Here is a 22,607-nt window from a genome sequence, read left to right on the forward strand (position 1 = left end):
CGCCTCAGCGCTCGTCCTGCCGGAAGCGGCGCGGCCGCAAGCCGGCATGGAACCAGTTCACCAGCGACACCGCGTCATAGACCGGCACGCCGAACGTCTCGACGATATCGGCGCTGTAAGGGGTGAGATTGGTGCATTCGGACACGATCGCGCCGATGTTCGGATTCTCGCGCAGCAGCCGGCCGGCCGCCCCCAGCACCTCGGCCCGCAGGGTCTCGAAGGGCACGCTGTTGTCGCCGTCGCGGATCGAGCGGACGAACTCGCTATCTTGCGGCATGCCGACGACCGGCGTGTCGGCGGCGACGCCGACGCCCTCGAAATAGCGCCCGCTCAGCGAGGCCGCGTTGTAGGTGAGGACGCCGACGCGCTTCGAGGCCGGGATCAAGCGCTCGACCATCGGCACCTGCAGCAGGGCGCTGGTCGCGACCGGCACGGAACAGAACTCGGCGAGCTCGCGCTGGTAGATCGAGAGGAAGCCGCAAGTGGTGGTGATGCCGTCGACGCCGGCGTCGATCAGCTCTTGCGCCGCCGCCTTGAACTTGTCGAGCAGGTCGACATTGTGCAGGTCGGTCATCCGCGCGGGGATAGCGTCATGGACGATGCGGTACTGCACCGGGAAGTTCCAGGTGCCGGCATGGCCGATATCGCCGAGGAAGCGCTCGAAATAGGAGCGCACCATCAGGATGCCGACGCTGACCCCGTAATAGGTCTTCTTCCGCTCGTTCAACGCAGTTCTCCTTCGGCATGGCTGACCAGCGCCGGCTTGAGTTCGGGCGCAGTGCCGCGCGCGCTCGCGATGCGGCTCATCAGGATGGTGGCGCCGACCAAAGCGATGCCCGCGAGCCCGCGCTGCCAGACCGGCACGACGTAGGCGAGCGAGCACAGGCTGCCGGCGGTGACATAGGCGAGCCGGAGCCAGGCCGGCAGCGGCCCCCAGGTGTAGCCGACGAGGCCGGCCGAGATCAGCACCAGCCCGGTCGCGAGCGCGATCGCCGTCGAGATGATGTTGAAGAGCGAGCCCTCAAGGATCAGGCCGGGCTCGTAGATATAGGCCATGCCGGTGACGAAGCCGCCGAGCGCGAAGCGGCAGGCATACCAGCCGGTCGTCATCGGCGGGGCGCCGGCGATGGTCGCGGCGGCGTCGGCCACGGGCGCGACCGGCGGCGAGGCGTCGGCGAGAACGGCGAAGTAGAAGATGAAGAGATGGATCGCGATCAGCGGCACGCCATGCTCGGCGATCAGCGGCGCGCCGATCGCGGCGGTGATGATGTAGGCCGGCGTGGTCGGGATGCCGACGCCGAGGAACAGGCAGGTGCCGGCGATCAGCACGGCCAGCAGCAGCAGCGAGCCGCCAGCCGCCGCCTTGATCATGCCGGTGAAGGCGAGCAGCAGGCCGGTCGCGGTCAGCGCCGCGGTGATGATGCCGGCCGAGGTCACGGCGACCGCGATCATCGAGATCAGGAAGCCGCCATCGCGCAGGGCGATGAAGAGCGCTCGCGGCCCCATGCGAGTGTGGCTGCGCAGCGCTGCGACTACGACCGTTGCGATCGTTCCCCAGAAGGCGGCGAGATAAGGCGAGAAGCGCATCATCATCAGCGTCACCAGCACGGCGAGAGGCAGGATGAGATGGGCGTCGCGCCCGAGGTCGGACAGGCTGGGCAGCATGTGGCGCGGGATCGCGCCGATGCCGAGCTTCTTCGACTCATAGTGAACGGCGGCGAGGATGTTGATGTAGTAGAGCGCTGCGCCCATCGCCGCCGCGACGATGATCGCCGAATAGGGCACGGCGATCATCTCCGACATGATGAAGGCGGCAGCCCCCATCACCGGCGGCACCAGCGGCCCTCCGACGCTCGCCGCCGCCTCGATACCGGCGGCGAAGACCGGGCGGAAGCCGAGCCGCTTCATCAGCGGGATCGACATCGAGCCGGTGACCACGACATTGGCCACGGATGAGCCGCTCATCGTGCCGAACAGGGCCGAGGAGATCACCGCGACCTTGGCCGGCCCGCCGGTGAAGCGCCCGCCGGTGAGAGCGCCGAAATTGCCGAAGAGCCGGCTCATGCCGCTCGCCTGCATCAGCGAGCCGAAGATCAGGAAGGAGGCGACGATGGTCGCGCTCATCACCGTCAGCGAGCCGTAGAGGCCGCTGCCCACAGATAGGAAGTTGATCTCGGTGATGTGGGCGAAAGGAAGCTCGCGGTAATACCAGGCGCCCGGCAGCAGATGGCAGATCGCCATGTAGCCGATCACCGCCACGACGAGGCTGGCGAGCGTGTAGGAGATCGAGCGGCGCGTCGCCTCGACCACGGTCGCGACCATCACCGTGCCGAGCACGTACTGCACTGGCGTCAGCGGATCGATGAAGCTGGTGCGCTCGTAGATCTGCTCCTGGTTCAGGTAGATGTAGACGTTCGGCACGAAGGCGCAGACCGCCAATACGAGGTCAAGAACGCTCGGCCGGTTCTTCGGCGAGTGCTCGGTCGCCGGAAACAGCAGGAAGACCGGCGGCACGAACAGCGCCAGATGGATCGCCGCAAGCTCGAGCGGTTCCGGATAGCCGCGACCGGCGAAGTAGAGATGGACCAGTACCGCAGCCACCGACCACAGGCCGAGAAGGACGCCTGGAATTCCGTCTATCCGCCGCATCGTTCGTTGCCCCCGAGCGCAGCCGCCATGCCGGACATGCACCGACCGAAACCTGAGGAAGGACGTCGGACTTGACGCGCCTCTGATTTTGTCGATTGCATGCAATAATCAAGACAGCTAAGTTTCGTGTCGTCAATTCTCTTTGACGCGCAATTTTCGGAAAAAATTTCTCCGCACCGAACGGATCGTCCGTTCTTGCGGACAACTCCCGGTTGCCTGGAGAGCGAGTATGATCTTGCAGGGAATCGCGGATGCCGGGAGCGGCGCAGGAATGGAGGCGGGAACGTGACGGTGCCGTTCAGCATGCCGATGCTGGAAGCCTCAGCGCGACGGGTCGCGGCTCAGCCGCTGCCCCAGCAGATCGCCGCCCATCTGCGCGAGCTGATCATCCATGACGAATTGAAGCCGGGCGAGCGGGTCCGCGAGCAGCCGCTCTCGCTGGAGCTCGCCGTGTCGCGCACGCCCTTGCGCGACGCCCTCAAGATCCTTGCGGTCGAGCGGCTGGTCGACCTGCACCCGAACCGTGGAGCGACCGTCGCCAATCCGAGCGTGGTGGAACTGCGCGACCTGCTGCGGGTCTATTCGACGCTCGAGGGCCTGGCCGGCCAGATGGCTTGCGAGCGTGCGGAGCAGGGCGACATCGATGCTGTCCATCGTTGGCAGCAGGAGATGGTCGGGGCCTTCGAGCGGCGTGACAAGCTCGCCTATTTCCGGGCCAACCAGGCTTTCCACCTGCGCATCATCGCAGCCTCGCGCAATGCCTCGCTGATCGAGGTTCACGGCCAGCTCAATCTGCGCCTGCACCGGGTGCGGTATCTCGCGATCATGCAGCAGAAGGACTGGACCTTCGTCAGCAACCAGCACGAGGCGATCATCGACGCGCTCGACAAGCGTGACGGCGCGCTGCTCGGGCGGCTGCTGGTCGAGCATTTCTCCAGCGCCTGGCGCGCGCTGGACCTGCTCGAGGCGCAGCAGGAGAGCGCCGCCGCGCCCGCCGTGGCCGAGCTCTAGCGCGGGAGGACGAGATGCTGCCGCGGCCCGAACGACAGACGCTGGCGACGCATTGGGGCACCTATCGGGTGCGAATGGAGGCGGGCCGCCCCGTCGCGCTCGACCCATTCGAGGCCGATCCCGATCCTTCGCCGATCGCCTCCGCGATGCTGGAAGCGCGCACCGCCCCGGCCCGCATCCTGCGGCCGGCGGTGCGACGCTCTTTCCTCGAGCGCGGCCATGCCGCCGGCGGGGAAGGGCGCGGCGGCGAGCCCTTCGTCGAAGTGGGCTGGGACGAGGCGCTGGCGCTGGTCGCAGGCGAACTCGACCGGGTGCGCAGCCATCACGGCAATGCCGCGATCTATGGCGGTTCCTATGGCTGGGCCAGCGCCGGGCGCTTCCACCATGCGCAGAGCCAGGTCCACCGCTTCCTCAACACGATCGGCGGCTATACGCGCTCGGTCCAGAATTACTCCTTCGCCGCCGCCGACACGATCCTGCCGCATGTGATCGGCGATCGCAGGGGGCTCGCCAGCGGCCATACGCCCTGGCGGCTGCTGGCCGGCCATGCCGAGCTGATCGTGATGTTCGGCGGTGCCTCGCCGAAGAACGCGCAGGTCTCCTCTGGCGGGCTCAGCCGCCACGCGCTGCGCGAGGGCATCCTGGCCTGCCGGGACAAAGGCGCGGAGCTGGTCTCGATCAGCCCGATCCGCGATGACACCGCGCTGGAGGCTGGCGCGCAATGGTGGGCGCCGCGCCCGCAATCGGATGTCGCGCTGATGCTCGGCCTCTGCCACACGCTGCTGAGCGAAGGCCTGCACGACCGCGACTTCCTGGCGCGCTGCACGACCGGCTTCGAGAGGATCGAGGCCTATCTGACCGGCGAGGCCGACGGCACGCCGAAGACGGCGGACTGGGCTGCGGCGCTCTGCGAGATTCCGGCCGATGAGATCTGCACACTCGCCCGCAGCATGGCGGCAAAGCGGACCTTCATCATGATGTCCTGGTCGCTGCAGCGGGCCGACCATGGCGAGCAGCCTTATTGGATGGCGATCACCCTTGCCGCCATGCTCGGCCAGATCGGTTTGCCCGGAGGCGGCTTCGGCTTCGGCTACGGCTCGGTCAACGGCGTCGGCAATGCCGCGCAGGAGATCACCTGGCCGTCGCTGTCGCAGGGTGACAACCCGATCGCCGACTTCATTCCTGTCGCGCGCATCGCCGATATGCTGCTCGATCCCGGCGGCGCCTATGATTTCAACGGCGAACGCCGGAGCTATCCCGACATCAAGCTGGTCTACTGGGCCGGCGGCAACCCGTTTCACCATCATCAGGACCTGAACCGCCTGGTTGAAGCCTGGCAGCGGCCGCAGACGATCATCGTGCATGAGCCCTGGTGGACGGCGACCGCCCGCCATGCCGACATCGTCCTGCCCGCCACCACCCAGCTCGAACGCAACGACATTGTCTGCGCCAATCGCGACCTGATGCTGGCGGCCTCGCACAAGGTGGTCGAGCCGGCCGGTGAGGCGCGCGACGACTATGCGATCTTCTCCGGCCTCGCCGCGCGGCTCGGTGTCGAAGAAGCCTTCACCGAGGGACGCGACGAGGAGAGCTGGCTGCGCCAACTCTACGGGCTGGCTCGCCAGCGCATCGCTGCGGCCAATCTCGATATCCCCGATTTCGACAGCTTCTGGCGCCAGGGCGTGACGCTACTGCCGGAGCCGGAGGTGGTGAAGCCACTGCTGGCCGATTTCCGCGCCGACCCGCAGGCTCACCGGCTCGCGACACCATCCGGACTGATCGAGCTCTTCTCCGAGCGGATCGCCGGCTTCGGCTACGCGGATTGCCTGGGCCACGCCGCCTGGCTGCCCTCGCAGGAATGGCTCGGTGCGCCGGCGGCGGAGCGCTTCCCGCTCCACCTGATCTCGAACCAGCCGGTGACCAAACTGCACAGCCAGTACGACCATGGCAGTCACGCCCGCGACAGCAAGATCGCCGGGCGCGAGCCGGTGCGCATGAACCCACAGGACGCCGCGAATCGCGGCTTGAAGGATGGAGACATCGTCCAGATCTTCAACGAGCGCGGCGCCTGTCTCGCCGGTCTGCGCATCTCGGATGCGCTACGGCCCGGCGTGGTCCAGCTCTCGACCGGTGCCTGGTTCGACCCGCTAGAGCCGGGTCGGCCGGGAACGCTCGACAAGCATGGCAATCCGAACGTGCTGACGCCCGATCGCGGCACGTCGCGCCTGGGGCAGGGGCCGAGTGCCCATTCCTGCCTCGTCGAGATCGAAGTCTATCGCGGGCCGCTGCCCGAGATCACCAGTTATGCGCCGCCGGCGATCCTGCCGGTTGGCGTCAAACCCGCCGAATGAGGATGGCCGTGTCGACCACCGAGATCCGCCGCATCGATTCCAACGGTCGCCGCAGCCGCGTCGTCGTCCATAACGGCACGCTGCATTTCGCCGGTCAGGTCGCCGACGATTTCAGCGGCGACATCGGCCAGCAGACGCAGGAAGCACTCGCCCGCATTGACAAGCTGCTGGCCGAAGGCGGCAGCGAGCGCCGCAAAGTCCTCAGCGCCACGATCTGGCTCAAGGACATGGCCGACTATGCCGGGATGAACGCGGTCTGGGACCGCTGGATCGATCCCGACAACGCCCCGGCTCGTTGCTGCGGCGTGGTCGAAATGGCCGATCCGGGCATCAGGGTCGAGATCATCCTGACGGCCGCGCAGTGACCGGCGCCGGTTCGGCACCCGGCCTTCGGATGCCGACCGCTCATGCCAGCGACGAGCGCTAGTCGTTCCTCAACGGAGGAACTTGATACCGGCCGGCACGGCGAAGAGCGACGCAGGCTGCGGCCCGACCACGACATTGCTGTCGCGGATCACCAGCGTGCCTTTCGGATTGCCCTGCTCGTCGGGAATGGTATGCCGGGCCTCGATCAGGACGCCGTCCTTGCGGCAGGTCATCTGCGAAATCTGCTGCAATTGGCCGTTGACGTCGGCGGTGATGGTGACGACGACGGTGCCGTCGCCGCGATCCTGGGAGTTCACCTTGATGTCGCGGCGGCGGTTATGGGGAGGGGCGGGGAGCCGCGAGCCGACCTTGGTCTCCGGATTGAACAGCACGGTACCTTGGCCTGGCCCGTTCATGATCTTGACCTCGGGCCCGACCTGGCCCGAGCTTTCCTCGCGGAGCTTGCCGCCGGAGACGAAGATCTTGGCCCGCAGGGAAGCGTCCGGGCCGGAAATGCTGCGATCGGCGCTGTAGGAGCCGGGCGCGACCTTGACGCATTCATTGGCGGCCGCGGCATCAGCGAAGGCAACCGTGCTGCACAGCGCCAGCACGGCAGCAAGTGCGGGAATGTGTTTTGCAATCATGGCTGTCCTCATCGCAGGGCTGGGGGCAGGCGCTCGAAGCCCCGCAGCATGACGTCTCCGACGATTCGCGAGACAGAGGTGCCGTCCCGGACGGCCGACAAGGCGGTGCCCGTCGGCAGGTCGGCCTTCCGCTTCGCGATCGCCAATGCTTTGCCGGTATATTGTGACCGAAGATCGGCCTGCGTCAGCACGGTCTGGCCGACGATCGAATCGGCCATGTAATAGACCTCCGAGACGGCCCGGCGCAGCACGCTGAAGTGCTGGAACTTGCCCTTGTCGAGATGCAGGATCACCGGCGCCGCCAACTTCGGCAAATCCTCCAGCGCGATCTCCGCGCCGGCGGCCTGGAAGCCCAGTTTCTTCGCCGCAAAGATCAGATCGTCGAAGGAGACGCCGTTGCCTTCGCGATTCTTCCACTGCTCGGCGGTGTAGCGCGAGCGGATGATCTCGAGCGCCTCGATTTCGGTGGTCGGTCGGTTCCAGTAGTAGGTCAGGATGGTGGCGATCGAAGCGGCGCCGCAGGTGAAGTCGGCGGTCTGGCCGACGACGCCGTCGAACCGGCGGTCAAGGAAGGATTTCGGCCGGCGGACCGAGCTCTCCTGGGCCGGAGCCTCCTCGGCCCACACTGGGAGGCCTCCCGCGAGCGAGGCGCACAAGGCGGCGCCGCTACCGAGGAAGCGACGTCGTGTCAGGGCAGGGCGCGGCATGGCTGCCGGCCTCAGAAGCGCTTGCGCAGCGACAGCGTGAACGCGGCGTCCGGGGCGTCGTCGGTCAGGCCGAGCGTCACTGCGGGTTCGAGCCAGAAATCCTGCCCGAGCCGCTGGATCAGCGTGAAGCGCGCCGTCAGGAGCTCGTTGACCGAATTGGCGACCGGTACGCCGCCGACCTTCAGCCGCTCGGACAAGGCGCCGTTGAAGGACAGGCCCAGCGTCGTCCGCTCCGAAACCGCGAAGCCGAAGCCCATATTGTAGGTGATGCGGTAGCCGGGCTCGATCTTGGTGCCGTTGAAGGTCTTGGGGATGGCATAGTCGGCGCCGACACCGAAGAACAGGATCAGCGGATCGACCGTCTTGAAGAACTGGACCGAACCGCGCGGCACCCAATGGCCGCTCGATTGGTTGAGCGCCAACGGGTCGGTTGGAATGTTCCCCGTCCGCAGGTTCACCAGGTCGTAGGGCGCATCACCGGTCGGAATCGACAGGCCAAGGCTGAGCGCGGCGCCCGGATACCACTCGCCTTCGCGCCAGAGATTGGCGGAGGCCTGGACCGAGACGTCGCCGAGCCCGGAGCGATTGCGGACGATGGTCTGGCTGAAGGCGTTGGTTCGGCGCTGCGAGGCGAAATACGGCACCGACAAGGCGAGCTCGACATCGTTGCTGATGCCGTAGCGGAATGTCGTGGTGGCGCGGAAGCTGCGATCGTTCTGGACGAAGCTGGTGGCGCGGCCGTAATCGAAGCTCTGCGAGACCTCGAACTTGTTGCTCTGCAGGGTCGGGATGTTGTCGCGCGCCAGGAATGCCTCCTGAGCGACGGTGCTCTTCTGCTGGCCGGGCGGCAGCTGCGCGCCACCACTCTGCGCACCTTCGGTCGCCGGCGTGCTCGCCGCAGCCTGCTGCCGGTCGGCGCTGCGATCCCGCGATCCGGCCGGCTTGGCCTTCTCGCGCTTGCTGACCTCGCCCTCGAGCAGTTTCAGGCGTGCTTCAAGCTGCTGAATACGCCGCTCAAGCAACTCTTCCTTCGACTGGGCAAAGGCAGAAACGCTGGCGGTCATCAGAACCGCCAGCGAAACACCGACTGAACGCGCCGCAAGGCACGCCGTGCTAACTGATGTTCTACGCAACAATCCTAATCCCTATCCACCGGGCAGGCCGGAACCGATTGCAACAAGCCGGATCAGCCGAAGCGATCCGGCCTGTCGGTGGAGTTATCAGGAATTGTAGTACTGATAGTAGTAGGCGTTGTAGAGATACTGGGTTGCGTAGTAAGAATAGGAATAAGCGGTGTAGTAGTAGCTCGCATTCGAGTAGATGTATCCATAATACGCATAATAGTTGGCGTAGTATGAATAGTAGTAGCCATAGTAACCGTAGTAGTCAGCGTAATAACCCTTGCCGACGACCTTCTTGTTGGCGTCGGGAGTCAGCACCTTGGCGCTGGCATTGCCGAAGATCTGGGCAGTGTCGGCGGCGGCTGGAGCGGCGCTGAACGCGAGCGCTGCGGCGGAGGCGAGCAACAACTTTTTCATCGAGGGTCCCCTTGCGGTCACGACAGGCGAGAATGGTTCCACCTTGCAATAACTGGGTACACTGCTGACGTTGCGGCGTCAAGCAATGAATCTGATATGAGAAAGACTTCAGTGAGTTTATCGTTATTTTGGAAAAAGAATGAGCTATAAAAATTGAATTCACCGAAGTCTTATGATTTAAAAATTAAACTACCAATAATTCCTTTTGCAAAAGTGATATTAAATCAAGGTCAATTCGATTTTTTTATTACTAAATTGGATAAACGTGCCCTTAGGGCATGAAATTATAAACCTAGGCATATTCTTATTTTCGGGCGCGGCTCATGTTTTGAGCTGAAACGTTGTGTATCGGGCCATGCCAATCATGCGGGCCACGGCGCGACACGGCGAACAGCGTGCCTTCTTACCCTTCTTCCGGCTCAATCTCGGCGTTGGTCGGTCCGCTTGTTCCGCTCATGGAAAAGATCCTCGGCAGCCTCTGGGATTCGAGTGGGTTTGGGCGGACGGGATTGTCCGGTCCGGCAGGCCGCACCAACTGCGAGCCCCCCCCGAGCTGCTCGGAGCGAGCTGCAACCCTCGACGAGAGTCCGTGTTCCCCTGCGGCGGCGACCATGTCCAGGGGGCAGGGAGTGCTACTGCGCCTCCAGCACCAGCTCCAGCGTCATCAGCACTGGATTGTCACCGCGCGCGAGCGCGCCCTTGGCCATGCCGCCCGTATAGTCGACCAGCGCGATGGCGAGTGCCGCTTCCGGTTTGCCGTCGGCACCGGGTGCGATGTGTCCGGCCGTGATGGCGATCTCGGTGGCGAAAGGCTCGATCGAGCGGCGGTCGGTGAATCGCGCGCCGATGGTCGAGCCGACGCCGCCATGGATGATCGCCTGCGCGATGCCGCGCTCGGCGCAGAACGCTTCCAGCGCGGTGAAGACATCGCGGTTCGGCCGCAGCCGCAGCACGAAGAAGCGGCCGCCGGCATCCGCGCCGCCGCCCGGCCGCGCTGCCGGCATGAACAGCTTGAAATTGGTCTCCGGATCATGGCCAGCGACGAAGCCGGCGCCGTCCAGTCCGATTGCGTCGACGGTGATCGGCTCGGCCAGGAAACTCTGGTCCGGCAGGATATGGCCGCCACTGCGCTTGCCATCCGCCTCGCGCCAGAGCGCATGGCCGTGGAAGAACGGGGCACCGTCGCGCTCGCCGAAGGTTAACGCTCCCGTCTCGATCCGCGTCACGCCATCAGGCCGGAAGGTCTCGCTATAGAAGGCGGCATGCTCCGGCGTCTGCGACAGCGCCGGCATCACATAGGCGAAGGGCGCGAGCGGGAGCCCGGTCGGCAGGCGCAGCACGCCGCTGGAGAAACCCTGCGCGGCGAAGGCCTCAGCGATCGCATCGAGCAGCAGGCCGGGCTTCAGCTCCAGCGTGAGCTTGCGGCCGCGCGCCTCGACCCATTGCACCCGCTCGGGCTCCGCCGGTCCCGGCTGCTGGATCGTCCTCACGCCGAGGCTCCCGGCGCACGGATGAAATCAAGCAGGCCGCGCTTCTCCAGCTCGTCGCGCACCAGGCGCTTGGGCACCTTGCCATAGCCGGATTTCGGCAGTTCCTCGAAGAAGAAGAAGCGCTTCGGCATCTTGTAGCGCGGGATCTTCTCGGCGAGGTAGCCGGCCAATTCGTTTTCGTCGACAGGACTGCGCGCGACGCAGACGGCGATGCCGATCTCGCCCCAGACCGCGTCGGGCACGCCGAGCACGGCGGCTTCCGCAATCGCCGGATGGGTCAGGATCTTCTCCTCGATCTCGCGCGGATAGATGTTCGAGCCGCCGGAGATGTACATGTCCGAGGCGCGGCCGGTGATATAGACGAAGCCCTGCTCGTCCATATGACCGAGATCGCCGGTGCGGAACCAGCCATCGCGGAAGGACTTCGCATTGGCTTCGGGATTCTCGTAATAGCCGGCGAACACCGCCGGGCCGATCACGCAGATCTCGCCGGTCTCGAAGGGCTTGAGCTCCGCGCCTTCGTCGTTCTGGATCGCGACCTGAATGCCGGTGCGCTCGACGCCGCAGCTGCCGATGCGCGCCTGCGGCCCATCCTCTTCCTCGTGCAGATAGGTCGGCAGCACGGTGATGTTGCCGGTGACCTCGCCGAGGCCAAAATACTGCACCAGCACCTTGCCGAGCTTGGCCAGCGCCGTCTTCTGGTCCTCGCGATACATCGGCGCGCCGGCATAGATGACATGGCGCAGGCTGGAGTGATCGTGCTGGTCGACGGCCGGGTGCTCGACCAGCATCTTCAGGATGGTCGGCACGGTGAAGATGTTGGTCACGCGGTGCTTCGCGATCAGCCGGAAGGCCTCGTCGATGTCGAAGCGCTCGGTCGGCAAGAGGATCGTCGGCGCCCCGCGGGCCGACAGCACGAGTTGATGCACGCCGGCACCATGCGAGAGCGGGGCCACGACGAGCGAGGCGTCTGCTTCCGTCGAGCCTGGCACGAGGTCGGCGAGGTGGTTGGTGACGACGAAACCCATCTGGCCATGGGTCAGCACCGCGGCCTTGGAGCGGCCGGTCGTGCCGGAGGTGAAGAAGAACCAGCAGGGATCGTCGCGGTCGACAACCGCATCGGGGACGTGGCTGCCCTGGTGCGCGGCGATCGCCTCGGTCAGCGTCGTCTCGCCGAAGGCGCCCGCGCCGATCCGCCAGGTGAACGCGAGCGCCTTGCTCTCCTTGGCGACCGCTGCGGCATGATCGGGGAAATCGCCATGGCAGAGGAAGGCCTTGGCGCCCGAGGAGGTCGCGAGATAGGCGACCTCGTCCGGCATCAGCCGGAAATTGGTCGGCACCCAGACGGCCCCCAGCCGGAAGGCGGCGAACATCGAGACGAACATCTCGTCGCAGTTCTTCGAGTGGACGAGGATGCGGTCGCCCTTGCCGATGCCGCGCGCCGCCAGCGCGGTGCAGAGCGCGTGCGCGGCCGCGTCGAGCTCGCCCCAGCTCCATTGCCGCTCGCCCCAGATCAACCCGGGTCGATCGGCGAAGCGGCGGGCATTGCGCGTCAGGAAATGCGCGAGGTTCATCACCCGCGTCGTCACGGGCTTCAACCCGCCAGCGGGCTCAGCGTCGGCTGCGCTCGTCGTCATGGCGTCGTCTCCACTGTTCTGATCTCGTCTTGCGCCGGCTTGACCTGCCGCCGGTCGAGCATGTTGGCGATCCGCGTCTCGACCTGCCGTGCCTCGTGGCGTAGCAGCGCCCCGAGTTCCTCCTGCCGCTGCGGCTGCATGCGCGAATCGATTGCGGCGATACTGAGCGCCCCGGCGATGCGCCCGTCCGGGTAGCGCACGCCGACGCCTATGCCCCAGGAATTCGCGACGATGCGCCCCGGATTGAGAGCGAAACCCTGCGCACGCGCCAGGGCGATATCGGTGATGAGCTGGGCCGGCGCATAGGCCGGGTAGCGCGCGGCGAGCACGGCGCGGTTGGCCTCGATCATCGCGCTGGATTCGGCGTCCGGCATCAGCGCCAGCATGGCGAGCGAGCCGGCGCCGACCCCGAGCGGATGCTGGTCGCCGGCCTGGAGGGCATGGGTGCGCACCGGCCAGGTGCCTTCCTCGCGATGCAGGCAGATGGCGAAGCGGTCGCGCCGGATCGAGAAGAAGCTGGTGTCCTGCGTCGTGTCGGAGAGTGCGTGAAGGCTTTCCATGGCGAGGTCGAGCAGGCCATGACGCTGGCCCGAGAGCAGGCCGAGCACGAAGGCCTCCTCGCCGAGATGATAGCGCCGCGTCCGCGCGTCCTGCTCGACCAGCCCAGCCCGCATCAGCGCCAGCAGCAGGCGCCGGACGGTCGGCTTGTTCAGCCCACTCTCCTCGACGATCTCGCTGAGCGGCAGGCCGGAGGCGCTCTCGCGGCCGACGAGCGCCAGCAGTCGCAAGGCGCGATCGACGCTTTGCGAGCCTGACAGATCGGGCGTCGGCACGGACTCGGGCTGCATTTCCTCTGCCGTATTGGGTCCATGATGCGGACCTCTCTTCTGCTTTAAAGATGTAGATGGCGGCGCCTACGATTGCAACAACAGCCGATCCGTGTATGTTTCAGGCGGAACGAGCGAGCTAAATCGCCATAATGTGGACCCATGTGATCGGCGATGCCGATGCGATGGGCGGATGGGAGGAGCGGCCCTTATGGCCGAAACAAGCACGAGCGCAGCCGCCGGCGCGCATGCCAGCGATGGCGTCGCCGCGGTCCTGGAGAGCCTCGACCATACCCCGAAGCGTGTCGGCTCGGCGCTGGTGCGCCCGCTCGAGGTCATCGCCGCGATCCTGCTCGTCGCCATCGTCACTTTGCTGCTTGCTGGCGTGACCTCGCGCTATGTCCTGTCGATCCCGGTGGTCTGGATCGACGAGGCTGCCTCGATCTGCTTCCTCTGGCTCGCCATGCTCGGCGCTGCCATCGCGATCGACCGCAACGAGCACTTACGCCTGACTCTGTTCGTCGGCATGCTGCCGGAGCGTTTGGGCGGTTTCGTCCATGCCTTCGGCCTGCTCGCGGTCGCGACTTTCCTCGCGGTGATGACCTGGCCGGCGATCGACTACGTCATCGAAGAATCCTACGTCACCTCGGCGGCGCTCAACATACCCTCGAGCTATCGCGTTTCGGCCATCGCCTTCGGCATCATCGCCATGCTGGCGCTGGTGCTGACCTATGCGATCAGGACCTGCACCCTGCGCGACCTCCTGATCTCCGCCGTGGTGATCGGCCTCGTCGCGGCAGCCTTCTTCCTGCTGACGCCGGTGTTCAAGACGCTGGGCTACGTCAACATCGCGATCTTCCTGCTCGGCGTTGTCGGGCTCTGCCTCGTCGCCGGCATTCCGATCGCCTTCTGCTTTGGGCTGGGCGCGCTCTGCTTCCTCTCCTTCAGCACCAGCGTGCCGATCTTCGTGATGATCGGGCGCATGGACGAGGGCATGTCGAGCCTGATCCTGCTTTCGGTGCCGATCTTCGTGCTGCTCGGCTGCGTGCTCGACGCCACCGGCATGGGCAAGGCGATCGTCGACTTCCTCGCTTCACTGCTGGGGCACGTCCGCGCCGGCATGTCCTATGTGCTGCTCGGCTCGCTCTTCCTGGTCTCGGGCATTTCCGGCTCCAAGGTCTCCGACATGGCCACGGTGGCGCCCGCGCTGTTCCCGGAGATGAAGCGGCGCGGCTACCAGCCGAAGGAGCTGATCGCGCTGCTCTCGACCGGCGCTGCCATGGCCGAGACCGTGCCGCCCTCGATCGTGCTGATCGTGCTCGGCTCGGTCGCCGGGGTCTCGATCGCAGGGCTCTTCACCAACGGCCTCGTCGTCGCGACCGTGCTGCTGCTCGTGCTCGCTATCCTGGCGCGCTGGAAAGCGCGTGGCGAGATGCTGAAGGGTGTGCGCCGCGCGCCTTTCACTGTGATCTGGAAGACGGCGCTGGTCGCGGCGCCGGCCCTCGTCCTGCCCTTCCTGATCCGCAGTGCCGTCGGCGGCGGCGTCGCTACCGCGACCGAGGTTTCGACCATCGCCGTGCTCTATGCGCTGATCGTCGGCATCGTGCTCTATGGCGGCATCAGCTGGCGTACCTTCTACGGCATGCTGGTCGAGACCGCGGCGCTCTCGGGTGCGATCCTGATGATCCTTGGCACCGCCTCGGCCATGGCCTGGGCGCTGACCCAGACGGGCTTCGCCCGTGATCTTGCGACCGCGATGTCGCATCTGCCCGGCGGCTGGATCAGCTTCATGGCGGTGACGATCGTTGTCTTCATGATCCTCGGCTGCGTGCTCGAGGGCCTGCCAGCGATCGTCCTGATGGCGCCCTTGATGTTCCCGATCGCCAAGAGTCTCGGCATCAACGACATCCACTATTCGATGGTGGTGGTCACCGCGATGAACATCGGCCTGATGACGCCGCCGGTCGGCATCGGTTTCTACATCGCCTGCAAGATTGGCAATGTCGAACCGGACGAGGCGATGGGCGCGATCTGGCCCTATCTGCTCGCGCTGCTCGCCGGCCTCGCCATCATCGCCTATGTGCCGTCCTTCTCGACGATGTTCCTGTGAGGCACGCCATGTCGTTCCATCATGGCCACCCGTCGCGGCCGTCGATTGCCGGATGGCGAAAACCCGCGCCAGCATGACCGAAACGCCTTGGCGTGTCCGAACGAGGCTGCGCTGACCAATGAAGAACCTTCAGGGAGGAAAGACCATGTCCATCTCACGCCGCACGATCCTGCAGGGCGCCACTGCCGCCGCCACGATCGGGACCTTCTCGATCGCCCGCGCCCAGACGCCGGAATTCACCTACAAATACGCCAACAACCTGCCGTTGGCGCATCCGATGAATGTGCGCGCCGCCGAAGCGATGGAGAAGATCAAGGCCGAGACCAATGGCCGGGTCGTCATCCAGATCTTCCCGAACAACCAGCTCGGCTCCGACACCGACATGCTGAACCAGGTCCGCTCCGGCGGCGTCGAGTTCTTCACGCTGTCGCCGCTGATCCTGTCGACGCTGGTGCCGAACGCCTCGGTCAGCGGCATCGGCTTCGCGTTCCCGGACTATGACTCCGTCTGGAAGGCGATGGATGGCGAGCTCGGTGCTTATGTCCGCGGGCAGATCGCCAAGGCGAACCTGCACGTCCTCGACAAGATCTGGGACAATGGCTTCCGCCAGATGACCTCATCCAAGGGTGCGATCACGAGCCCCGCCGACCTCAAGGGCTTCAAGATTCGCGTGCCGGTCTCGCCGCTCTGGACCTCGATGTTCAAGGCCTTCGACTCGGCCCCGGCCAGCATCAACTTCGCCGAGGTCTATACGGCGCTGCAGACCAAGATCGTCGACGGCCAGGAGAACCCGCTCGCGATCATCGCGACCGCCAAGCTGTTCGAGGTGCAGAAGTACCTCTCGCTCACCAACCACATGTGGGACGGCTTCTGGTTCCTGGCCAATCGCCGCGCCTGGGATCGGCTGCCGCAGGACCTGCGGACGATCGTCGCCAAGAACATCGACGCTGCCGCTTTGCTGGAGCGCGCCGACGTCGCCAAGCTCAATGCCGGCCTGCAGGCCGAATTGACCTCGAAGGGCATGGTCATCAACCAGACCAAGGCCGACGAATTCCGCGCTGCGCTGCAGAAGGCCGGCTTCTACGGCGAGTGGAAGGGCAAGTACGGCGACGAGGCCTGGGCGATCCTGGAGAAGGCGGTCGGCGGCAAGCTGGCCTGATCGCATCACTTTCGATGCTTCGTTGCGGCGCGCCTTTCGAGGTGCGCCGTCACTGTTTCAGCCGCCCTTCTTCACCGCCTTGCCCGGCTCGCTGAAATCGAGCTGCTTCTGCAGCCCGAGCTGGACCACGAAGGCGGGTACCGCTTCCAGCCCGGTATCCTTGGTCTTGCGCCAGGCGGCCGAGGCGGTCGCGGTCATACCGTTGCCGAGGCCGCGCGCATAATCGAGGCCGATGCTGGAGGTGCGCGTCGTCGAGTCGAGCCCGAGATAATCCTCCAGCTTCTGCCGGACGGTGAGCGAAAGCGCGTTTGTGTCGTTGAAGCGCGCCGTGAGCTTGCCCTCGTGCTGGGTCACGAGGTTGATCACGGCGAAGGGCAGGGTGGTGTCCTCGACGGTGCGGCCGGACGACAGGTCGAGCGTCAGCCATTCATAGGGAACGCGGAGCTTGGCCGTGTAGAGCAGCTTCTTCTCGTTCTCGAATTCCTTGTCCGGGAAGATGACCTGCAGCGGCGAGAGCGAGGCCTCGAAGCTCGCGCCCTTCAGCGCGGTCGAGACGAAGAGATTGGGCTGCAGCCGGTAGTTGTCGCGGCGCATGCCGAGATAATCGATGCCGTTGGTGAAGCGCGTGCTCGACGTCGTAAAGGAGACGCCGATCTCGGTCTCACCCTGGCGCCAGGCGATGCCCGGCGTGATGCCGAGCATGGCGAGGTTCTCGTCCTGCGGCAGGAAATCGCCATCGGCGAAGACATTGCGCTCGTTCAGCGCGGCGAGCCGCGCCTCGGCATTGGCGAAGAGCCTGAAGGAGCCGAGGCTGAGATTGAGCCGTTCGCGCCAGGTCAGCGCATTGCGGCGACGCGACCAGCTCTGCTCGTTCTCGATCGCAAGCGAGGATTGCAGGGTGAGGTTCTCGCCGATCCCGGTTGCGTGCTTCAGCGTCAGCGCATGCGACCGGCTGGCGGCGAGCTGGCGGGGGTCGTACTGGGTGTCGACCAGGAGAAGGTCGAGCCCGTAGCTGTCCTGCAGCGTGCCGCGCAGATAATTCCAGCTCGCGAAGCCGGTGAGCGTCGGACTGCCCTTTTCGCCCTTGCTGTTGGTCGGGCTCGAGTCGAAGCCGCCGCGCAGTCCGGCCACTGCTGTCGAAGTCACAGTCTCTGTCGCATCCTCTCCCGCAGCTGCAGGAAAGGCGCTGGCCGCAATGCAAAAGAACGCGAAGACTGAACTGATAGCACACATGATCATCACCCCTTTCAAGCGAAGGTGGATGATCATGCCTAATCGTCAGTTAATATAGTCAAGATCCTGATTGTATACTAAGAATAGATCTGATAAAATATATTTTTATATTTAGGATGCGTCAGATTGTATTCGAGTGCATGGAGGTTAACGCTAGCAAGTATGGTTAACAATGTGTTCAGGTTGCGCCAAAGATAAAATACAACCAAAACGTGCATATCGCTTCGACACCCGGAGCGAGTGCAGGGAGAGAAAGATGAAATACGCATTTGTTCTTGCCTCGATCGCCGCCTTCTCGGTCAGCCCCGCCTTCGCCGGCGGCCATGGCGGCTCCGGCAGCCGCGGCGGCGGGCTCCTCGGCAACGTCGTGGCGTCGGTTGCTTCGGTCACGACAGCCGTCTCCAACGTCAAGGTGCTCAACAACGTCTCGGTGCTGAGCGGCAACGGCATCCTCAACGGCAACAAGGTCAGCGTCGGCCGCGGCGGTATCGGGATCGGCAATGGCGGGCATGGCTGCGGCTGCAACTGATCCTGCGATCTGACGACTGGCGATCACACCGGCATGGAGGAAGAGGGGCCTCGGAGCCCCTCTTTTCATCTGTGTACTCGGAATATTGCCTACCTGCCAGACGGTAGGTTAGATTCATGCAGGAATAGCGGAGCATGATGGCGGCAATGGACAGTTTCGATGCGGTCGGCGGCGGAACACTCCGTTCGCCCTATTTCGGCGAGGAGCACGAGGCGCTGCGCGACCAGCTGCGCCGCTTCGTCACGAACGAAGTCAAGCCGCACGGGCTCGCCTGGGAAGAGGCCGGCATGGTACCGCGGCAGGTGCTGGCCCGCATGGGCGAGCTCGGCTTCCTCGGTATCCGCTATCCCGCCGAATATGGCGGCTCCGAGCTCGACACGCTCGCGACCGTGGTGCTGGCCGAGGAGCTCGGCCGTTCGACCTTCTCGGGCTTCGCCATCACCGCGCTCGTTCATACCGACATGGCCTCGGTCCATGTCTTCAATGCCGGCAGCAAGGCGCAGCGCGATCGCTGGATGCCCGATATCGTCGCCGGCAAGGTGATCTGTGCCATCGCCGTCACCGAGCCTGATGCCGGCTCCGACGTGAAGGGCATTCGCACCACGGCCCGGCGCGACGGCGATTCCTATGTGCTGAACGGTGCCAAGATGTTCATCACCAATGGCGTGCATGCCGATCTCTATTGCGTCGCCGCCAAGACCGATCCCTCGGGCAAGCCGTCGCAGTCGGTCTCGATGTTCCTGATCGAGAAGGACACGCCCGGCTTCCGCGTCAGCCGCGCCCTCGACAAGCATGGCTGGCGTTCCTCCGACACGGCCGAGCTGGTCTTCGAGGATTGCCGGATTCCGGCGCAGAACCTGCTCGGCGGCGAGGGGCGCGGCTTCTACGCGATCATGCGCAATTTCCAGAATGAGCGCACCGTGATCGGCGCCATGGCGATGGGCGAGGCGCAGGCCGCGATCGAACTGACGGTCGATTATGTCCGCACGCGCATGGCCTTCGGCGCCCCGCTCTGGCAGAAGCAGGCGATCCGCCAGAAGCTCGCCATGCTCGCAGGCAAGGTCGAGGCCGGGCGCCAGCTCGTCCATCACGCCGCCTGGCTCGACGCCAAGGGCTTCGATGCGACGCGCGAGGTCTCGATGGTCAAGGCCTACTGCGGTGAACTGGTCAACGAAGTCATGTATGCCTGCGTCCAGTTCCATGGCGGCATGGGCTTCATGCGCGAGAGCGCGATCGAGCGCATGGCCCGGGACGCGCGCGTCCAGGCGATCGGTGGCGGCGCCACCGAGGTCATGCTCGAAGAGGTGGCGAAGCGGCTGTGACGGTCGTGACCGGACGCGCCGAACGGGCAGAGCTGGAGGGCGGCGCACGCCGCCTGATCCTCGACCATGCGGCGCGCCTGCTGCGCAGCAATGGCTATCACCAGACCAGCCTGCGCGAGATCGCCGAGGCGGTCGGGATCCGCAAGGCCAGCCTCTATTATCACTTCCGTTCGAAGGAGGAGATCGTCGAGGCTGTCGTCAATGACGGTGTCGGCTTCGTCCATGAAGCTGTGCTCGCCGCTCTGGACGCGACCGACAAGGCCGATATGCGTCGCCGGCTCGAGGCGGCGATCGCAGCGCATCTCGCCGCCCTGCACGGCCATTCCGACTACACCTGCGCCAGCATCAAGGTCTTCAGCTTCGGCGAGAATCCGACACCCGAGAGCGTGCGCGCCACCCGCCGCGCCTATGACGATCTCTGGCGAAGGCTGGTCGAGGAGCTTGCCGGCGCGGGCGTGCTCGCGCCCGGCGTCGTACCGGAGCGGTTGCGGCTCTTCCTGCTCGGCGCCATGAACGGCTCGGTCGATTGGTATCGCGAGGGGCGTTTCGACATCGCACAACTTGCCGGCGAGCTCGCGGCACTCGTCGCGCCTTAGGACACTGATCGCCGGTTCGCTTTAACCTGGCCTTGACCGCTGCCGAACGAGTGTACGGCATGACACGCGACGGCCTGTTTCGATTTGGTGGCGAATTCCGGGATTCCATCCGCGAGGCGGCGTTCCGCGATGCGCGCTTTGGCGAGACGCTGCGGCAATGCCGGTTGATCTTCCTGATCTCGGCGGTCCTCAACACGCTCTTTCTCGCCAGCGACTGGCGCTTCCACGGCACGCCGCATTTCTTCGTCGCCGTGCCAGCGCGCCTGATGGTCGTCTTCGCCTCGCTTCTCTGCTTTGCGCTGGTGCGCAAGGCGACGCGCTTCTCGCAGGCGCAAGGAGTGCTGATCGGCTGGGAGGTCTCGACCGCGCTGATGGTCGCGCTGCTGGTGTCGTCGCGGAGCGATCTTGCCCTCTTCGTCGTGCTGATGCTGCCGTCGATCTTCTATCTGGTCGCGCCGACGGCCTTCCGCTGGACGCTTGTCCTGGGGCTCGGCTGCAGCGCGCTGATGCTCGCCGGATATCTCGGCAATGGGCCACTGCCCTCGACGCTTCCCGGCCTGATCCTCGTCCTCGTCATGCTCAACTTCGCGCTCGGGCTGGTCGTCGTCCACGGCAACCGGCTGCGCCGGCTCGAATGGGCGGCGACACAGGCCGAGCGCCAGGCCAAGGACGAGCTCGGCGCCAGCCAGGCGATGATCGAACGCGTCTTCATGGCAGTGCCGATCCCGCTCATCGTCACCTCGCGCGGCGATGGCCGTTTTCTGCGCGGCAACGATGCCGCCAAGCGCTATTTCGGCGACGAGGTCACGCAGGCGCAGGTCCAGGACATCCTGCTCGACGGCGGCAATCGTCGCGTCATCGCCCGCCTGCTGAAGGACCATGACCAGATCGAGAGCCATGAGGCGCAGGTCCGCGATGGCAGCGGGGCCGTCCGCGACGTGCTGATCACCGCCACGACATTGCCGATCGGCGAGAACCCGGCCGTCGTCGCAGGGATCGTCGACATCACCGATCGCAAGGCGGCCGAGGCTCGGACCCGCCGCCAGGCGACACATGACGCGTTGACCGGCCTGCCCAATCGTTTGTTGTTCCACGAGCGGATGCAGCAGGCCCTGGCGCGGATGGCGAGCAAGGGCGGGGCGGTCGCGCTCTTCCTGATCGATCTCGACGACTTCAAATCGATCAACGACACGCTCGGTCACGATGCGGGCGATGCGCTGCTGATCGAGGCGGCGAAGCGGCTCGCTGCGGCGATCGGCCCGGACGAGTTGGTCGCGCGGCTCGGCGGCGACGAGTTCGTCGTGCTCTCGACGCAGCGGCTGACTGGGTTCCAGGCGCTGACCCGGGGCGAGGCGCTGATCGAGGTGCTGCGCCAGCCCTGCGAGCATGCCGGCCAGATGATCGCGACGCGGGCGAGTCTCGGCATCGCGCTCGCGCCCGAGCATGATCGCGACGGCGTCGAATTGATGAAAGACGCCGATCTCGCGCTCTACCGGGCCAAGGCGAACGGCCGCAACATGGCGATCGTCTACGAGCCGGCGATGCGGGCCGCGATGGCGCGCCGCGTCGCGGTCTGCCAGGGGCTGGCCGGCGCGCTGAAGGACGAGCGCATCCTGCCCTACTATCAGCCGCAGGTCGCGGTCGACACCGGCCGGGTCGTCGGCTTCGAGGCTCTGGCGCGCTGGCGTCATTCCGAGCGCGGGATCATCCCGGCCGCCGCCTTTCAGGAAGGCTTCCAGGATCCCGAGATCGCCGCTGGGATCAGCGACGCGATCATCGCGGCCGTGGTGAGCGATCTACGCCGCTGGCTCGATGCCGGGCTCGATGTCGGCCATGTCTGCGTCAACCTCGCGGCGAGCGTCTTCCGCGACCCGGCGCTGCCGGAGCGCCTGCTCAGCCAGCTCGCCGCGGCCGGCGTGCCGGCCAGCTATTTCGGTGTCGAGGTCACCGAGACGGTGCTGCTCACCCGCAATGCCGACGAGGCCGAGCGCACGCTGAAGACCCTGCGCGCTGCGGGCCTGCGCGTTGCGCTCGACGATTTCGGCACCGGCTACGCCTCGCTCACCCATCTCAAGCGCTTCCAGGTCGATGCGCTCAAGATCGACCGCGGCTTCGTCAGTCACGTCACCGAGAATGGCGGCGATGCCGCGATCGTGCGGGCGCTGCTTCGGCTCGCCGCCGATCTGCGCCTCGACGTCATTGCCGAGGGTGTCGAGACCGCCGAGCAGGAGGCCTTCCTGAAGGAGCAGGGTTGCCGCTTCGCACAGGGCTATCGTTACGCCAGACCTGCTCCCGCCGGCCGCGTGCCCTGGCTGCTGCAGCTGCCGGACCTGCTGCCCAAGGGCGACGCCATGCACGGGGATAGTGCCGCCGCCTGATCTGGCGCACTGGTCGCAGCACGATTTTCGTGGCGCTATGCCGGTCTCACTGTCGATGCC

At 65.6% G+C, this 22,607-nt stretch carries 19 protein-coding genes; 9 read left to right on the forward strand and 10 right to left on the reverse strand.

Annotated features, from left to right (window positions below):
• Nucleotides 1-4: 4 nt before the first annotated feature.
• Nucleotides 5-727: an aspartate/glutamate racemase family protein gene (locus AC1DS0_RS25085; RefSeq protein ID WP_476816944.1), complete on the reverse strand. Its 723-nt coding sequence runs from the start codon at nt 725-727 to the stop codon at nt 5-7.
• Complete coding sequence (locus AC1DS0_RS25090) at nt 724-2,649, reverse strand: TRAP transporter permease (protein ID WP_476816945.1); 1,926 nt, start codon at nt 2,647-2,649, stop codon at nt 724-726. Before AC1DS0_RS25090 ends, AC1DS0_RS25085 begins: the two co-directional genes overlap by 4 nt.
• A 285-nt stretch (nt 2,650-2,934) precedes the next feature.
• Between AC1DS0_RS25090 and AC1DS0_RS25095 the strand changes: the two genes are divergently transcribed.
• From AC1DS0_RS25095 to AC1DS0_RS25105, 3 genes are read left to right on the forward strand one after another with little or no spacing between them, the layout of a single operon-like run.
• The gene (locus AC1DS0_RS25095; RefSeq protein WP_476816946.1) at nt 2,935-3,660 is read left to right on the forward strand and encodes a GntR family transcriptional regulator; all 726 of its coding nucleotides are present in this window, start codon (nt 2,935-2,937) and stop codon (nt 3,658-3,660) included.
• Nucleotides 3,661-3,674: 14 nt separating this feature from the next.
• Nucleotides 3,675-6,011, forward strand: coding sequence for a molybdopterin-dependent oxidoreductase (locus tag AC1DS0_RS25100; protein ID WP_476816947.1), 2,337 nt, complete (start codon nt 3,675-3,677; stop codon nt 6,009-6,011).
• Nucleotides 6,012-6,013: 2 nt separating this feature from the next.
• Nucleotides 6,014-6,376: a RidA family protein gene (locus tag AC1DS0_RS25105; protein WP_476816948.1), complete on the forward strand. Its 363-nt coding sequence runs from the start codon at nt 6,014-6,016 to the stop codon at nt 6,374-6,376.
• A gap of 69 nt (nt 6,377-6,445) precedes the next feature.
• On the opposite strand, the gene AC1DS0_RS25110 is transcribed toward AC1DS0_RS25105, so the two are convergent.
• The 7 genes from AC1DS0_RS25110 to AC1DS0_RS25140 form a co-directional block, all read right to left on the reverse strand.
• A complete protein-coding gene (locus tag AC1DS0_RS25110; RefSeq protein WP_476816949.1) occupies nt 6,446-7,021 on the reverse strand; it encodes a hypothetical protein in 576 nt (191 codons plus the stop codon).
• Between the two features lie 8 nt (nt 7,022-7,029).
• Nucleotides 7,030-7,728 (reverse strand): C39 family peptidase, encoded by a 699-nt coding sequence (locus tag AC1DS0_RS25115; protein WP_476816950.1) that lies wholly within the window; start codon nt 7,726-7,728, stop codon nt 7,030-7,032.
• An 11-nt stretch (nt 7,729-7,739) separates the two neighbouring features.
• Nucleotides 7,740-8,792, reverse strand: a complete 1,053-nt coding sequence (locus AC1DS0_RS25120; protein WP_476816951.1) for a hypothetical protein — start codon at nt 8,790-8,792, stop codon at nt 7,740-7,742.
• A 156-nt stretch (nt 8,793-8,948) separates the two neighbouring features.
• Nucleotides 8,949-9,266 (reverse strand): hypothetical protein, encoded by a 318-nt coding sequence (locus AC1DS0_RS25125; RefSeq protein WP_476816952.1) that lies wholly within the window; start codon nt 9,264-9,266, stop codon nt 8,949-8,951.
• Between the two features lie 632 nt (nt 9,267-9,898).
• Nucleotides 9,899-10,756, reverse strand: a complete 858-nt coding sequence (locus AC1DS0_RS25130) for a PCC domain-containing protein (protein ID WP_476816953.1) — start codon at nt 10,754-10,756, stop codon at nt 9,899-9,901.
• Nucleotides 10,753-12,393 carry an acyl-CoA synthetase gene (locus AC1DS0_RS25135; protein ID WP_476816954.1) on the reverse strand — a complete coding sequence of 547 codons (1,641 nt, stop codon included), beginning with the start codon at nt 12,391-12,393 and terminating at the stop codon, nt 10,753-10,755. Before AC1DS0_RS25135 ends, AC1DS0_RS25130 begins: the two co-directional genes overlap by 4 nt.
• Nucleotides 12,390-13,241 (reverse strand): IclR family transcriptional regulator, encoded by an 852-nt coding sequence (locus AC1DS0_RS25140; protein ID WP_476816955.1) that lies wholly within the window; start codon nt 13,239-13,241, stop codon nt 12,390-12,392. Before AC1DS0_RS25140 ends, AC1DS0_RS25135 begins: the two co-directional genes overlap by 4 nt.
• 190 nt (nt 13,242-13,431) lie before the next feature.
• Here AC1DS0_RS25140 and AC1DS0_RS25145 point away from each other — a divergent pair, with 190 nt between their 5' ends.
• Entirely contained in the window at nt 13,432-15,330 is a 1,899-nt protein-coding gene (locus AC1DS0_RS25145; protein ID WP_476816956.1) for a TRAP transporter large permease, read from the forward strand.
• Nucleotides 15,331-15,475: 145 nt separating this feature from the next.
• Nucleotides 15,476-16,489 carry a TRAP transporter substrate-binding protein gene (locus AC1DS0_RS25150; protein ID WP_476816957.1) on the forward strand — a complete coding sequence of 338 codons (1,014 nt, stop codon included), beginning with the start codon at nt 15,476-15,478 and terminating at the stop codon, nt 16,487-16,489.
• 57 nt (nt 16,490-16,546) lie between these two features.
• Here the strand turns inward: AC1DS0_RS25150 and AC1DS0_RS25155 are convergent, their stop codons facing one another.
• Nucleotides 16,547-17,635 (reverse strand): hypothetical protein, encoded by a 1,089-nt coding sequence (locus AC1DS0_RS25155; protein WP_476816958.1) that lies wholly within the window; start codon nt 17,633-17,635, stop codon nt 16,547-16,549.
• A 343-nt stretch (nt 17,636-17,978) separates the two neighbouring features.
• Here AC1DS0_RS25155 and AC1DS0_RS25160 point away from each other — a divergent pair, with 343 nt between their 5' ends.
• The 4 genes from AC1DS0_RS25160 (at nt 17,979) to AC1DS0_RS25175 (ending at nt 22,547) form a co-directional block, all read left to right on the forward strand.
• Nucleotides 17,979-18,251: a hypothetical protein gene (locus AC1DS0_RS25160; protein WP_100961332.1), complete on the forward strand. Its 273-nt coding sequence runs from the start codon at nt 17,979-17,981 to the stop codon at nt 18,249-18,251.
• Nucleotides 18,252-18,397: 146 nt separating this feature from the next.
• Entirely contained in the window at nt 18,398-19,573 is a 1,176-nt protein-coding gene (locus AC1DS0_RS25165) for an acyl-CoA dehydrogenase family protein (RefSeq protein WP_476816959.1), read from the forward strand.
• The gene (locus AC1DS0_RS25170) at nt 19,570-20,169 is read left to right on the forward strand and encodes a TetR/AcrR family transcriptional regulator (protein WP_476816960.1); all 600 of its coding nucleotides are present in this window, start codon (nt 19,570-19,572) and stop codon (nt 20,167-20,169) included. The genes AC1DS0_RS25165 and AC1DS0_RS25170 overlap by 4 nt, the downstream gene beginning before the upstream one ends.
• A 59-nt stretch (nt 20,170-20,228) precedes the next feature.
• The gene (locus AC1DS0_RS25175) at nt 20,229-22,547 is read left to right on the forward strand and encodes a putative bifunctional diguanylate cyclase/phosphodiesterase (RefSeq protein WP_476816961.1); all 2,319 of its coding nucleotides are present in this window, start codon (nt 20,229-20,231) and stop codon (nt 22,545-22,547) included.
• Nucleotides 22,548-22,607 lie beyond the last annotated feature (60 nt).

It is taken from the genome of Allobosea sp. P4_H5 (assembly GCF_056400825.1).